Annotated in this window: 17 protein-coding genes; 7 read left to right on the forward strand and 10 right to left on the reverse strand. The window is 63.3% G+C overall.

Translation table 11 applies throughout. The features are described 5' to 3' along the window. Positions 1-276: 276 nt before the first annotated feature. The 5 genes from PKE71_RS08980 to PKE71_RS09000 all read left to right on the forward strand — a co-directional run bounded on the left by PKE71_RS08980 (position 277) and on the right by PKE71_RS09000 (position 4510). Positions 277-795: a hypothetical protein gene (locus PKE71_RS08980; RefSeq protein WP_271186627.1), complete on the forward strand. Its 519-nt coding sequence runs from the start codon at positions 277-279 to the stop codon at positions 793-795. Positions 796-826: 31 nt separating this feature from the next. Beyond that, positions 827-1045, forward strand: a complete 219-nt coding sequence (locus PKE71_RS08985) for a hypothetical protein (RefSeq protein ID WP_271186628.1) — start codon at positions 827-829, stop codon at positions 1043-1045. A gap of 388 nt (positions 1046-1433) precedes the next feature. Continuing rightward, positions 1434-3443: a protein-L-isoaspartate(D-aspartate) O-methyltransferase gene (locus tag PKE71_RS08990; protein WP_271186629.1), complete on the forward strand. Its 2010-nt coding sequence runs from the start codon at positions 1434-1436 to the stop codon at positions 3441-3443. 107 nt (positions 3444-3550) lie between these two features. Next, complete coding sequence (locus PKE71_RS08995) at positions 3551-4051, forward strand: Hsp20/alpha crystallin family protein (RefSeq protein WP_271186630.1); 501 nt, start codon at positions 3551-3553, stop codon at positions 4049-4051. A gap of 30 nt (positions 4052-4081) precedes the next feature. Next, positions 4082-4510, forward strand: coding sequence for a CBS domain-containing protein (locus PKE71_RS09000; protein WP_271186631.1), 429 nt, complete (start codon positions 4082-4084; stop codon positions 4508-4510). Between the two features lie 51 nt (positions 4511-4561). Here PKE71_RS09000 and PKE71_RS09005 read toward each other — a convergent pair whose 3' ends face one another. The 5 genes from PKE71_RS09005 to PKE71_RS09025 form a co-directional block, all read right to left on the reverse strand. Then, a complete protein-coding gene (locus PKE71_RS09005; protein WP_271186632.1) occupies positions 4562-4765 on the reverse strand; it encodes a hypothetical protein in 204 nt (67 codons plus the stop codon). Positions 4766-4845: 80 nt separating this feature from the next. Then, entirely contained in the window at positions 4846-5229 is a 384-nt protein-coding gene (locus PKE71_RS09010) for a hypothetical protein (RefSeq protein ID WP_271186633.1), read from the reverse strand. Positions 5230-5267: 38 nt separating this feature from the next. Further along, entirely contained in the window at positions 5268-5702 is a 435-nt protein-coding gene (locus tag PKE71_RS09015; RefSeq protein ID WP_271186634.1) for a DUF2267 domain-containing protein, read from the reverse strand. Positions 5703-6060: 358 nt separating this feature from the next. Beyond that, on the reverse strand, positions 6061-6729 hold the full coding sequence (locus PKE71_RS09020; protein ID WP_271186635.1) for a phosphoribosyltransferase: 669 nt from the start codon (positions 6727-6729) through the stop codon (positions 6061-6063). Continuing rightward, positions 6729-7427: a dienelactone hydrolase family protein gene (locus PKE71_RS09025; RefSeq protein WP_271186636.1), complete on the reverse strand. Its 699-nt coding sequence runs from the start codon at positions 7425-7427 to the stop codon at positions 6729-6731. Before PKE71_RS09025 ends, PKE71_RS09020 begins: the two co-directional genes overlap by 1 nt. Positions 7428-7552: 125 nt before the next feature. Here PKE71_RS09025 and PKE71_RS09030 point away from each other — a divergent pair, with 125 nt between their 5' ends. Next, on the forward strand, positions 7553-7762 hold the full coding sequence (locus PKE71_RS09030) for a dodecin family protein (RefSeq protein WP_271186637.1): 210 nt from the start codon (positions 7553-7555) through the stop codon (positions 7760-7762). Positions 7763-7766: 4 nt separating this feature from the next. Further along, complete coding sequence (locus tag PKE71_RS09035) at positions 7767-8333, forward strand: HPF/RaiA family ribosome-associated protein (RefSeq protein ID WP_271186638.1); 567 nt, start codon at positions 7767-7769, stop codon at positions 8331-8333. 118 nt (positions 8334-8451) lie between these two features. On the opposite strand, the gene PKE71_RS09040 is transcribed toward PKE71_RS09035, so the two are convergent. The 5 genes from PKE71_RS09040 to PKE71_RS09060 form a co-directional block, all read right to left on the reverse strand. After that, a complete protein-coding gene (locus PKE71_RS09040) occupies positions 8452-9132 on the reverse strand; it encodes a helix-turn-helix domain-containing protein (protein WP_271186639.1) in 681 nt (226 codons plus the stop codon). 116 nt (positions 9133-9248) lie between these two features. Further along, complete coding sequence (gene fixJ, locus PKE71_RS09045) at positions 9249-9866, reverse strand: response regulator FixJ (RefSeq protein WP_271186640.1); 618 nt, start codon at positions 9864-9866, stop codon at positions 9249-9251. Beyond that, on the reverse strand, positions 9859-11385 hold the full coding sequence (locus PKE71_RS09050; RefSeq protein ID WP_271186641.1) for a PAS domain-containing sensor histidine kinase: 1527 nt from the start codon (positions 11383-11385) through the stop codon (positions 9859-9861). The genes fixJ and PKE71_RS09050 overlap by 8 nt, the downstream gene beginning before the upstream one ends. A gap of 148 nt (positions 11386-11533) precedes the next feature. After that, positions 11534-12283 carry a 2-oxo acid dehydrogenase subunit E2 gene (locus tag PKE71_RS09055; RefSeq protein ID WP_271186642.1) on the reverse strand — a complete coding sequence of 250 codons (750 nt, stop codon included), beginning with the start codon at positions 12281-12283 and terminating at the stop codon, positions 11534-11536. Then, positions 12283-13056 carry an SDR family NAD(P)-dependent oxidoreductase gene (locus tag PKE71_RS09060; protein WP_271186643.1) on the reverse strand — a complete coding sequence of 258 codons (774 nt, stop codon included), beginning with the start codon at positions 13054-13056 and terminating at the stop codon, positions 12283-12285. The genes PKE71_RS09055 and PKE71_RS09060 overlap by 1 nt, the downstream gene beginning before the upstream one ends. Positions 13057-13070: the final 14 nt, after the last annotated feature.

Here is a 13070-nt window from a genome sequence, read left to right on the forward strand (position 1 = left end):
TCAGGTCCCGCGAGCGCTTGCTGCGCCGGTTGCTGTTTCCGCGGAGTTTGGAGCCATGGATTCTGGGCGGGTGTCTACGCCCAACGAAACCGTTCAGCTCATGCGCCCTCTACAGTGAGAAAGAAACTTCGCGGGCGACTTCTAAGGACGAGACACACTCGATCAATTGACCGCTGATCTCGTGACTGACGAACTCGATAAGCTACTCAAGGCATTCTTCAATGCCCAACAACCGCCACCCGCTCCAGCGCCGGCGTCGGCCGCGGGTGGCAGATCGTGCGCAAGTTTGTTGTCGAGACACTTCGCGATTTGGCTCACCCCTCCGGCGATCAATCGAAGTTCGTTGAGTTGACTTCACAGCTTCATCGCTGGGAGCTGCGATACCGGAACCTGTCGCCCGCCCCTCTCCCCAAGCGGATCCATGTGTTGCGGGCTTTGCCGGCGCGCGTGATTGAAGAGCTCTACGCGCTCTTCAAACCCAACAGTGCAGACAACCCTTTCCGGTCCGAAGCGCAACGCTGGCAAAACATGGCCATCCTGCTCTGTCTTCTTCATCAGGACCTCAGGCGCGGTGAAGTCCTCCTGCTGCCGTTCGACGTCATCAGAAGCCGGAGCACCGATCGCTCTGCTTCAAGAGCCACTCCTCACGCCACATGCACAAAAACCAACTCTTCGCTGCCGGAGTTGCCGACACGATCATCACCAACCGCTTCGGACGAAAGAGTGTCGCCCAAAGCCACGAATTCGGCGGTGCCAGGCGCTGGCCAAGACTGTGAAGCGGCTAGCGAACAATAAACGCGGGCGTCTTAGTGAAGGTGAAAGTCTCTTGCTGGCAGAGGCCAGAAGGAAGACTTCAGATCTGGAGAGACAGAACGCCGTGCTCATTGCCTCCCACCAGGCCATGATCACGGCTGTGGGGGAACTTGGAGATATGCGTGCCTGGAGGAGATTCTTTGAGGACTATCAGCACATTCTCGATTATCTCGAAGAAGGCGGCGCACTTGGTCAGAATGACGCCGAGATCACTGAGCTTGACCGGGGTTGATGCCGGAAGCGTGCGGATTATGCCTCCGCTATTGTATGATGTCCGCGGTAGACCGGCTGTAATCTACTTTGTGTGCCGGTGAACCCGAAATCCCAATTCCAACAGTCTGACTTCCCCAGACCAACGGGCAATTACGGACAAGCTTCGGGCGATCGCGGACATCCTTTCGCGATCTTTTCAGCGCCTTGATCGACCATCCCTGTAGCGGTTCGGGTCCAGATCAGACTTTCGGATCCGATTCAGATGCCAGGTGTTCGTCCAGTCCCTGACGCGGACGGTGCCTCATAGAACTGAACCGCCATCCATGCCTGCCGCGAGAGCCTTGACGCAGGTCAAACCCTTGCGTGCCCGGCGCTGCAATACTGCTGGCGTGAAGCAGGAGCGAGCGATGAGCGGGTATGAAAGGCAGCGCGCTGCGATGGTGGAGCGCCAGGTCCGCGGCCGCGGCGTGCGCGATCCCCGGGTGCTCGCGGCCATGATGCGTCTGCCGCGCGAATGCTTCCTCGCGCCGTCGGACGCCGCGATCGCCTATGAGGATATTCCGCTTCCCATCGGCCATGGCCAGACCGCAACCCCGCCCCGGCTTGTCGCCTTCATGGCCGAGGCACTGGATCTGTCCGAAGACGAAACCGCGCTCGAAGTCGGCGGCGGATCGGGCTATGCCGCCGCCATCCTCGCCGACCTTTGCCGTCATGTCTCGGTCGTGGAGCGGATCGATGCGCTGGCCGATCATTGCAGGACGGTCTTCCACCAGTTGGGCATAACCAATATCGACGTGCGTTGCGGCGATGGACGCAAGGGCTGGCCGCGCCAGGCCCCGTTCGACGCAATCCTGGTCTCCATGACCGTCGCCGATATCCCGCAGGCCCTGCTGAGCCAGCTCGCCCCCGGCGGGCGGCTCGTCGCACCGGTGGGCGCAACCCCGGCCGGTCAGGAACTGGTCCGCATAACCCGAACCGGAGAGGACCGCTTCGTCCGGGAGGACATTGCCGACATTCGTTATGTCGCGCCGCTGGGCGGCGAGGACGAGGCAGAGGCGCCGCCGCCCCCGGACGCGCCGTCGTCCTGGCCGCCGCGCCTTGTCGAACGGCGCCCCGTGACCGACCTGTCGACGGTGAGCCTCATCGCGGCCCACGGCGAAACCGCGGCAGCGCCGGAAGCGATCGACATCCGGCCCCTGCTCGACCGCATCGGCGACGCACGGGTTGTCCTGATCGGCGAGGCCACGCATGGCACGCATGAATTCTATACCCTGCGCGCAAGGATCAGCCGGGCGCTCATCGCAGAGCGCGGGTTTGACTTCGTGGCCGTCGAGGCTGACTGGCCGGATGCGGCCCGGATCGATCACTATGTCCGCCACAAGGAAGCCGTGCCGGCCGAATGGACCGCCTTCGCGCGGTTCCCGACCTGGATGTGGCGTAATGAAGAGACCCGCGATTTTGCCGACTGGCTGCACAGCTGGAACAAGGAAAGAGAGCCGGATCGCCGGGCCGGCTTTCATGGTCTCGATCTCTACTCGCTCTATCTCTCGGTCCAGCAGGTCCTCAATCACCTCGAAACGGTCGACCCCGATATCGCCACCATTGCGCGGCAGCGCTATGCCTGCCTGACGCCCTGGGAAACGGACCCGGCCGCTTACGGCCATGCTGCCCTCACGGGCGCCTACCGGGATTGCGAGCAGGATGTGTTGAACGTCCTGGTCGCCCTCCTGCGCAGCCGCAACGCATGGCAGGCGATGGCAGAAGGCGCCTTTTTCGACGCCGAGCGCAATGCGCGGCTGGTCGCAAGCGCCGAGCGCTATTATCGCACGATGTATTACGGATCGCGCGCGTCCTGGAATCTGCGCGACACCCATATGTTCGAAACGCTGGAAAGCCTCCTGGACCACTACGGTCCGCGCTCCCGCGGGATCGTGTGGGCTCACAACTCCCATCTCGGGGACTCGGCTGCGACGGAGATGTCGGCCCGCGGCGAGTTCAATATCGGGCGCCTCGCCCGCGCCCGATGGGGATCGAAAGTCTATTCTATCGGCTTCGGTACCGATCACGGCCGGGTCGCGGCCGCGAGCGACTGGGGCGGCCCGCTGCAATACAAGACGATCCGTCCGGCGCACCCGCAGAGCTATGAACGCCTCTTTCACCTGAGCAATCAGCCCTGCCTGCTTCTGCCCTTGCGCAAGGGCAAGGCTGTTGTCCGAGAATACCTGTCATCACCGCGCCTGGAACGCGCGATCGGCGTCATCTACCGGCCCGAAAGCGAGCGGTTCAGCCACTATTTCGAAGCCGATCTGCCGCGCCAGTTCGATGAATATGTCTGGATCGACGAAACGAGCCCGGTCCGGGCGCTGGACACCAGCGTGTGCGACGGTGTGCCCGATACCTACCCCTTCGGCCTGTAGGGCGGCTGGCAATTGACAAAGGTCAACGCCCGGCCGGCCCGGTCATCATATCCTTGCCAACGCTGCTACCGGCCTCCGGCCGGCTACTGGAAGAGAGGTATGAGACCATGAGAATGCAATCCCTCCTGAACCCGCTCAGCCTGCGCCGCCAGAATGCTGAATCGCGATTGTGGCCCGCTGAAATGCGCCGGATTCACGATGAAGTGGACCGCGTCTTCGGCGATCTCTTCGCCAGCACGCAATTGCCGCTGACGAATGGCGACGGGACCGAGGCCTTTTTCGCCGACATGGATATCTGCGAGAGCGACGATGCCGTGGAGGTCACGCTGGACGTGCCCGGCCTCAAGCGGGACGAGATCGAGATCGACCTGGCCGGTGACCGCCTCACCGTCTCCGGCAAGCGCGAATGGAAAGAGGAAAAGAAGGACAGGAATTATTATCGGGCCGAGCGCGGGCATGGCGAATTCTCCCGCTCCGTCCGCCTGCCCGACGAAGTCGATGCTGCCAAGATCAAGGCGGACCTCAAGGACGGGGTGCTCCGGATTCACCTGCCCAAGGCGCCCCAGGCCAAACAGGCCCGCAAGAAAATCGAGATCCACGCCAGCTGACCGCCCCCGAATACCCGAACGAGGTACACCATGCAGGTCAAGGATATCATGACGCCCAATGCAACGACGATCCAGACCGGCGCGTCGCTGACACGGGCTGCTTACCTGATGCGCGATGCCAATATCGGCTTCATTCCGGTCGTCGACGGCAAACGCCTTGTGGGGATAATCACCGATCGGGACATCGTCATTCGAGCGGTTGCCGACAACCGGCCGGCCACGGAAAAAACCGTCGGCGACTTCATGAGCGACAGGCCGGTCTGTTGTCAGGAAGACGACGATGTGAATGATGTCGTTCGCAAGATGGAGAAATACCGGGTCCGCCGTCTTCCGGTCATCGACGACAATCACACGATCGTCGGCGTGGTGGCCCTCGGCGACATCGCCCAGCGCATGTCACACGCCGTGTCGGGAGAGCTCCTGAGCACGGTTTCCCGCCACGGCGACCTGGTGGCCTAGACTTCGTGCCGCCCGAGAGGCGGGACCGGTCCCGCCTCTCCTTCTAAACGTTCAGATCCCGCTATCCCCACCGCCTTCACCGCTCCATTCACGCCAATGGGTCGGATCGATATCGATGCGCTGGCCGGTCGATGCATCGTGCCAGCCGGCGCTGCCGCGGCGGCACGGAAAGACAAGCGGATGCGCCTCTCCTTCATCGATCACCGCGAGCTCGATGTCCCGATCGTCCGGAGCCGTCCCGATTTCACGCCACATACAATATATTCCCACAATAAAGATACGGTTTCTATCCCGAAACCCGCACCTGTCCAGACTGCGCAGCAGATAGCGGGCCGTTACAGGTGGCCGAGATCGCCACACTGGCAGCAAGCCGGACACGGGCGCCGGGGAAAATAGGTCACAAAGCGCGCTTTCCAAGCCGTCGCCGCATCCACGCACGCCAGCGGCAGCGTCTTGACCGGTCGGGCCAGGATGAAGAAGTCCGGCCGTGCGACGGCTATCGAGTTTTCGATGAAAGCAGTCGGCTCTTTAAAGAGACACGCACAGGCGCCGCCCTTGGCGGCCGATCCCATCATGTCATCAGCCGGAGCGGGACCGTAGTCGGGAGCCATGCCGACATCCTTGGCGTCAGCCTCCCGAGTTTTAGAAAACTTCCAGCACAATTCCTGAAGCGGGATCGGCAGGGATTCCGCCCGGAAGGACAGATCGCTCTTCTCCACCGGCCAGCCTCCCTGCCCTGAACAGAACCGATACGCGTTCAGATACGGCGCGCCACTTCAGGCCACAACGCGCGCAACGGGATGGGCAGCTGGTCGATCACTTTGCCGATCTCACCGGCATCAACCCTTGCGGCAAGCGTGGCGAAAACACCTCGCGCGACTGTCTGTGCATCCATGGGAAAGTGCGGCGGCAACTCATGACCGACATGCTCGCAGAAAGCATCGACGGAGCGTTCGCCTGTCGGCTTGCCCGCCAGGCGCCACCCCTCGAAGAACAGTCCCCGGATCAGCATGGGCAGCTGCGCGCCGAAATGCACCGCCCGCTCCGGCGGCAAACGATCGCGCAGGGCATGCAGCGTGGCACGCAGAGCGGAGTAGGCGTGCCGCATCTCGTCCATGTGCAATTCGCCGGCGACCGCTTTGAGCCAGAGGTTTCCTTCCTGCAGGGTATGATCGAACGTAGGATGGCTCATGTATCGCTCCATGGCAAATATTCATCCGTCAATTTCGACTTCCGTCCGCCACCGGGCATTGATGCAGGTCAATGCGGTGGGCTTCCGGTCGCGGTGAAATGATCGTGTCGTACCGGGGAGGTGAGACCGGAGAAGCAAGGCCGTGAAACGTCGCCAGGCGCGAATCGGACCGAAGCGACGGACCGGCCCGCCGGAGAACCGGTACGAACGGGCCCGCGGTCAGGCGCGTTGGTCGCTCAGGAGGAGACTCTCGAGTTGAAAACCGCCGCCGCGGGCATCGTTCACCCACACTTGCCCCCTGTGGTTGGTTGAAAAGGCCGCCGGACCTCGCAGTACGGCGGCCTCTTTTTTTCAGGCTTCAACCTGCACGTTCCGGCGTGTCTGTCCGTGCCCGCGCGGCCGCCAGCAGTTCAAGCACCTCTTCATCGCTGACCTGGTGGAAGTCGGCATAGTGAAGGCTGAGCGCCCGGAAGAGCGCCGGCCGGTCAAGACAGACAATATCATCGACAAGTGGACGCAGCGCCTCGACCGTTTCCGGCGGGGCGACCGGCGCCGCCAGCACGATGGCTGCCGGGTTGCGCTGGCGGAGCCCCTTGATGGCAGCCCTTATCGTTGCACCTGTCGCGATACCGTCATCGACGAGGATAACCGTGCGCCCCGACACGGGAAAGGGCGACTGCCCGGCCAGATAACGCTGTCTGCGCCGTTCGAGTTCGTCGAGCGCCTTGTTATAGGCGCGGCTGAAGTCGGCCGGCGTTGCGCGAACAAAGCGGATCACATCCTCGTTGCGCACGGCGATCGGATGGTCACCGTCGATCACCGCACCCATTGCCAGCTCGGCATGTCCCGGAACGCCGATCTTGCGTACCAGCAGCAGATCCAGCGGCGCATCAAGATACCGGGCCACTTGTGCGGCAACCGGGACACCGCCGCGCGGGAGCGCAAGAACGACAATTTTCTGATCCCGATAATCCTTCAGGGCCAGGGCGAGCAGGCGCCCGGCCTCGTTGCGATCGCGAAATACCATCAGCCTGATCCTTTCCGGTCTTGAGGTCGCGTGCAGAAACGCCGGAACCAGACCGTCGCCGCATTGATGACCATGTCCAGCGTGCCGGGTTCGGAAAACAGGTGCGAGGCACCCGGAATGACCTGCAGCCGTTTGGGCTCCCGGAGCCGGGCATGGGCCATCTGGTTGAGCCGGAGTACCTCGCCGTCGCGGCTGCCGACGAGAAGCAGGGTCGGGGCCCGGACCTTGTCCAGCACCGCCATCGCGAGATCGGGGCGTCCGCCACGCGACACGATCGCAGCCACAGCTTCAGGACGCGCGGCCGCCGCGGTCAGTGCAGCCGCACTGCCCGTGCTGGCCCCGAACAGGCCAATCGGCAAGCCGGTCGCCGGCGTGGCGGCGACAGCCCAGTCGATGGCATGACATACGCGACGGGCCAGGACCGGGATGTCGAAGACATTGCGCCGGTCCGCCTCCTCGCCGGACGACAGGAGATCGAACAGCAAGGTCGCAAAGCCGGCACGGCCAAGAGCCTCGGCCACGTGGTTGTTGCGTGGACTGAAGCGGCTCGATCCGCTGCCATGAGCAAAGATGATCAGCCCGACCGCCGTCTCGGGCATCCGCAACAGTCCGGGCAGGTCCAGCGGCGGAATGCTGACATCGACGTGACGATGCGGGGAGCCTTCTGCGTCCGTGGCAGACAGGGTTGGCGCAATCATGAGGTCTGTCTCCTTCATCGCCACGAAACCCGTTCGGACGGCGATCGGCATTGACGTGCGTCAATGCCGGACTGCCGCGCAGCGCCGATGATGTCCGGGTTCGCAGCATGAAAGGAGGGACCACCATGGCCATGCTCAAGGTAATCGAGGTCCTCGCGGAGTCGTCCGAAGGCTGGGAAGACGCTGCCCGGCAAGCTGTTGCCGAGGCCGTATCCAGTGTGCGGAATGTGAGGTCGATCTATATCGAGAATTTCGAGGCAACCGTCGAGGACGACGCCATTTCGAGTTTCCGTGTGAACGCCAAGATCAGCTTTGTCCTCGACGGCCGGGACTGAGGTCGTGGAAACGCCGCTTCAGATCGATTTCCAGGGCATGGACGCCGAGCCGAAATGGCAGGCGGTCATCGTCGACCGTATAGCCGAACTGGAAACCCGCTTCGGACGTATAACGGCCGGCCGGGTCGTCGTGCGCGCGCCCAGCGGCCATCACACGACAGGTGGACTCTACGAGGTGCGCATCCATCTGGACCTGCCCGAAGGCCGCACAGTCTCGGTGAGCCGCACGCCGACGCCCGACGAGCGTCACGGGCAGCTCGCCTTCGCGATCAATGACGCCTTCAAGCGGGCCCGCCGGCAGCTGCAGACCAAGGCGCAACAGATGCGCCCCCATGCCGGCGATCGCGAGCACCCGCCTATCGGCACCGTCATCGCCATCGACGGGTCCGGAGAATTCGGCTTTCTGGAAGCGGTGGACGGCCGCCGGATCTATTTTCATGCCAACAGCCTGCTGGGCATGGACATCGATGAACTGGTCCCGGGCGAGCGCGTGGTGTTTCACGAAGAACGCGGCGATGAAGGTCCCCAGGCCAGTACGGTGAAGCCCCTGGGCAAGCGCGCCCTGCGCTGAACGATGGCCCAGCCATCAGCCGTAAAAGGAAAGCCCCGGCCCTCACGGCCGGGGCTTGTCATGCGAACGGGCGAGGGCTCGAAGGGACCGTTCACAGACCTCTGCAATAGTTGCGCCCTCAGGCGTAGAGCCTGTCATGTGTGTCGAGGCACACGCGCCGGGCCCCTTCCAGCCGGATCGCGCCTTCGCCGCGCAACTGGGTGATTGTGCGGGACACGGTCTCTATATTCAGGCCAAGATGATCGGCAATATCCTGGCGGGACATCGGAATCTCCACCACGCCCCGGCTGTTGAGACGTTCGGCAGTCATGTGGAAGAAGGCGAGGACCCGATCGGCGGCATTGGCCCGGCCCAGCAGGAATAGCTGCTCGTGCATACGGTGCAGCGCGTCACAGGACGATCGCCACAGCGCATTTGCCAGCTCGCCATCCCTCCGGGCTTTGGCGAGCAGCTGCGCCCGGCCGACGATGCTGACCCGGCAATCGGTAACCGCTTCGGCGCACACGGAACGATGCGAGCCGTATTCCAGTCCGAATACGTCACCGGAAAAGTGGAATTCGCCAATCTGGCGGCGGCCATCCTCGGTGAACTTGCAGATGCGCGCGACACCTTCGGTCACCCGGTAGACCGCATCTGCGGCCTCCTCCTCGGCGAAGATCTCGTCATTGGCCCGGAAGTGCGCCGTCGCGCCGTCGTTCTCGAACAGTTTGGCAAGGGGATCCCCAGCCTCGGCAGCGATACAGCGCAATGCGGACACGGCACAATGCCGTGTGTCCGTCGGAAGAGTGGCATTCAGCATGGCAGCCCCCGAATTGACAGGACAGGCCATTTTCCTAGCGCGCACCCTGCAGGGGCGATATTCGGATATTCTCCCTAAGGGAAATTGCGTAATCCGGCCCGGTCAAGCGAGCGGCGTCAAAGATCCGGCCCGCGCGCGACGAAGGCGATGCGGACAACATCGGAGAGGCTGGATGCATCCAGCTTGCTCATCACATTGGCCCGGTAGATCTCGACCGTGCGGGCGCTTATGCCCAGATCGTGAGCAATCACCTTGTTGGGCCGCCCGGCAACCAGGCCATCGAACACCTGCCGCTCACGCGCCGTGAGCGTCTCGATCAGCCCCGCTGCCGCCTCGCGGCTGTGCTTGCGACGCACCGCATCGCTACGGCAGGCCAGCGCATCGCGCACAGTCTGGATCAGCTTGCTGTCGTCGAAGGGCTTTTCGATGAAGTCGAAGGCACCGGCCTTCAGCGCCCTTACAGCCATTGGAACATCGGAATGCCCCGTGATCACGATAACCGGCAAGGTGTCGTCGATCTCCTGCAAGCGAACCAGCAAGTCGATACCGGACAGGCCCGGCATGCGGGCATCGGTGACAACACAGCCCGGAGGCGTATCGGGCAGCGCCTCCAGAAAGCCTTCCGCGGACGCGTGCCCGGTCACGTCCAGCGACGCAGCACCCAGCAGAAAGGCCAGCGAATCCCGCATCGCTTCATCGTCATCAATGACATGAACGCGTTGCCGGTCACTCATCGCGACCCTCCGGGTCTATAGTTCCTAGTGTGAACGCGAACACTGTACCGCCCCCCGAATTGGGCTCAACCCAGATGCGGCCGCCATGCGCTTCCACAATCGTGCGGCATATCGACAATCCCACACCCATGCCGTGAGGTTTGGAGGTAACGAAAGGCTGGAAGAGTCTAGACGCGATGTATTCGCTCAATCCCGGCCCCGTGTCGCTCACCCGGAATTCGATGTACTCGTCGGCGCGCAACCATGTGGACACCGTGAGCGCCCTGCGATCGCTGCCTTCCATCGCCTCCAGCGCATTGCGCATCAGATTGAGCAGGACCTGCTGGATCTGGATCCGGTCGGCCAGGACATGGCTGGCGCGCGGATCGAGATCGAACCGCACCTGGACACCCTGGTCCTGCGCCCCGACGAGGGCGAGGGCTCCCGCTTCCTCCACCAGCTTGCCGACGCGCTCGACCCGGCGCTCGCTTTCGCCATGCGCAACGAATTCGCGCAGCCGATTGACGATCTGGCCGGCTCGCATGGCCTGGTCGGCCGCCCGGTCGAGGGCCTGCACCAGGACCGCGGTGTCCGTAGCATCCCCCTGCTCTATCATCCGCCGGCACCCTTTGAGATAGTTGGTGACTGCCGCCAGCGGCTGGTTCAGCTCGTGTGCGAGGCTTGACGCCATTTCGCCCAGAGCTGTCAGTCGCGAAATGTGGGTCAGTTCGGACTGGAGCTCCTGCATGCGGACCTCCGCCTTCCTGCGCTCGGTAAGGTCACGGATAAAACCGGTAAAATAGCGCTGCTCGCCGGCCCTCGTTTCCCCGATATTGAGCTCCATGGGAAAGGTCCCGCCATCCTTTCGCTCGCCCGTCACCACCCGCCCGATACCGATAACCCGTTTCTCGCCCGTTTCGAGGTAGCGGGCGAGATAGCCATCATGTTCTTCGCGATAGGGCGCCGGCATCAGGATCGACACATTGAGCCCGACGACCTCGTTTGCGGCGTAGCCGAACTGGCGTTCCGCATTCCTGGAAAAGGCGCGGATGATGCCGCTCTCATCGATCGTGACCACGGCCGCAGGAACCGCCTCGACGACGGCGCTGAGATGCGCTTCGCGCAGACGCAGCACATCGACGGCCGCATCGATATCCGCCCGATCGCAGACCAATTTGACGAACCCGTTCAGACCGCCATCGGCCGTTCGCACGGGCATGGTTATGACGGTTGCCAGGAACCGGTTGCCATCCCGTGTCATCCGGTCGCTGTGGTCTTCGTGGTAGCCCGCCTCGGCAGCATCCGAGAGAAGCGCGTCCAGTCGGGCGTCCGCCGGTGTATCGGGCGGGTAGAGGAACGAGGCGCGGCGGCCGACAATCTCGTCCGGGGTCCATCCGGTAATACGCTCGAAGGGCACGCTGACGCCCGTGATCCGGCCGTCCGCATCAAGCGCAAGAATGCCGCACCGCCTCGCTGCATCTCCCAGTTCCCGAGGGTCAACCGGTTCGCGCTGCAGAAAAGGGGGAATATTGCTGACCATTTGCCCGTCGCCCCGACCCGTTTTGCCGTCGGCCCGGTGTCCGGAGTATCCGCGAGCCCGCCTTGTAGGACATCATCCTAGGTCAGGAACAACCCAGCGGTCCAATTGCAAAAAACTGCACGGTAAAGGCCGGGTGTGACAGAGTTTTTCAGGAAGCGAGCGGCTCGGGATGCTCCAGACAGGCTGCCAGTTCCGTCAGGAAGCGGCCCGCCGTGGCCCCGTCGACCGCACGGTGATCATAGGTCAGCACGAGGGGCAGGCGCAGGCGCGCCGTGACACCCCCGGCTTCGGGCACAATCCTATGAGACGCCCGCGCGATACCCAGAATGGCCGTTTCCGGCGGAAAGACGAGAGGCGTGAACCCGGTTCCGCCGATCCGGCCCAAGCTGGTCACGGAAAAGGATGCGCCTTCCATATCGGAGAAGGGCAGCCGCCCTTCGCGGGCGCCCCTGGACAAGGTTGCGAGCCGCCGGGCAATGTCCAGCCAGCCCAGATCCGCGGCATCCTTGATTACCGGCCGCATGAGACCCGCAGGCGTATCCACGGCCACGCCCAGATTCACATACCGTTTGAGGACCAGCGCCCCGGCCTGCGCATCGAAAGCCGCATTGAGAGCCGGGTGCGAAACCAGCGTTCGAGCGCAGGCCTTGAGAATGAAAGGCAGCCAGGTCAGTCGCACACCAGCTTCACCGGCCTCATCCGAGACGTGCTGTCGGAGCCGTTCGAGCGGCTGCAGATCGATCTCGTCGAACTGGGTGACCTGCGGGATCTCCCGCCAGCTCGTCGTCATGCGTTCCGCCACGACACGGCGCACCGGCGTGAGCGGTTCGCGGTCGACCGCGCCAAAGAGCGCAGCCTCAGTCTCGACGACTGATAAGGGCGTGTCCGACTGGGCCATCAGTGCAGCTCGACGCCGCCGTCCACATTGAACGCCTGGCCCGTGACATGCGGTGCCGTCGCGAAAAAGACGGCAAGCTGGCCCATGTCCTGCGGCGTCTGGGCGATGCCTTGCGGGATGATCGTGTCGATATGCCGGGCCCAGGAATCCTCGACGCCCTCCTCCGGCGCACGCCATTCCTCGGAGAGATAGTCCCACATCCAGGTGCGCACGATACCAGGGCAAATCGCGTTCACCGTGATGCCGTCGCGGGCGAGCTCCTTGGCCAGGGTGTTGGTAAAGCCGACCACAGCGAACTTGGAGGCGCAATAGTGCGCCAGCGTCGTGAAGCCGTTCTTGCCGGCGATCGAGGCGACGTTGATGATCCGGCCGCCGCCGCAGACCTTCATGTGCGGGATGACCGCCTTGGAACACAGGAAGGGGCCCTTGGCATTGACCGCCATGATCCGGTCCCATTCGGCCTCCTCGAGTTCCTCGACCGGAGCCGCGCTGAGCACGCCGGCATTGTTGACAAGAATATCGACCGCACCGAGCGCTTCGATAGTCCGGTCAATCATGAAGGCGACCTGGTCGGCCTTCGAGACATCCGCCTCGATCTCGACCGCTTCACGCCCCAACGCTTGTATGTCCGACAGGGTTTTCTGGGCATCCGTTCCCAGCCGGGCATCGGCAATGGCAATATCCGCACCCTCGCGGGCTAGTTCCAGGGCGATGCCGCGCCCGATACCGCGACTGCCTCCCGTAACCAGTGCTGTCTTCCCGCTCAGTTTCATCGGTCTGTCCTTTC

It is taken from the genome of Maricaulis virginensis, from assembly GCF_027922185.1.
Classification (GTDB): Bacteria; Pseudomonadota; Alphaproteobacteria; order Caulobacterales; family Maricaulaceae; genus Maricaulis; species Maricaulis virginensis.

What these genes read in the sequence shown, in the direction of transcription:
- PKE71_RS09005 (WP_271186632.1), bottom strand. Translation starts at nt 4,765, where the DNA reads ATGTGGCGTGAAATCGGGACGGCTCCGGACGATCGGGACATCGAGCTC.
- PKE71_RS09060 (WP_271186643.1), bottom strand. Translation starts at nt 13,056, where the DNA reads ATGAAACTGAGCGGGAAGACAGCACTGGTTACGGGAGGCAGTCGCGGT.
- PKE71_RS09020 (WP_271186635.1), bottom strand. Translation starts at nt 6,729, where the DNA reads ATGGTATTTCGCGATCGCAACGAGGCCGGGCGCCTGCTCGCCCTGGCC.
- PKE71_RS09015 (WP_271186634.1), bottom strand. Translation starts at nt 5,702, where the DNA reads ATGAGCCATCCTACGTTCGATCATACCCTGCAGGAAGGAAACCTCTGG.
- PKE71_RS08990 (WP_271186629.1), top strand. Translation starts at nt 1,434, where the DNA reads ATGAGCGGGTATGAAAGGCAGCGCGCTGCGATGGTGGAGCGCCAGGTC.
- PKE71_RS09000 (WP_271186631.1), top strand. Translation starts at nt 4,082, where the DNA reads ATGCAGGTCAAGGATATCATGACGCCCAATGCAACGACGATCCAGACC.
- PKE71_RS09050 (WP_271186641.1), bottom strand. Translation starts at nt 11,385, where the DNA reads ATGGTCAGCAATATTCCCCCTTTTCTGCAGCGCGAACCGGTTGACCCT.
- PKE71_RS09025 (WP_271186636.1), bottom strand. Translation starts at nt 7,427, where the DNA reads ATGATTGCGCCAACCCTGTCTGCCACGGACGCAGAAGGCTCCCCGCAT.
- PKE71_RS09055 (WP_271186642.1), bottom strand. Translation starts at nt 12,283, where the DNA reads ATGGCCCAGTCGGACACGCCCTTATCAGTCGTCGAGACTGAGGCTGCG.
- fixJ (WP_271186640.1), bottom strand. Translation starts at nt 9,866, where the DNA reads ATGAGTGACCGGCAACGCGTTCATGTCATTGATGACGATGAAGCGATG.
- PKE71_RS09030 (WP_271186637.1), top strand. Translation starts at nt 7,553, where the DNA reads ATGGCCATGCTCAAGGTAATCGAGGTCCTCGCGGAGTCGTCCGAAGGC.
- PKE71_RS09040 (WP_271186639.1), bottom strand. Translation starts at nt 9,132, where the DNA reads ATGCTGAATGCCACTCTTCCGACGGACACACGGCATTGTGCCGTGTCC.
- PKE71_RS08995 (WP_271186630.1), top strand. Translation starts at nt 3,551, where the DNA reads ATGAGAATGCAATCCCTCCTGAACCCGCTCAGCCTGCGCCGCCAGAAT.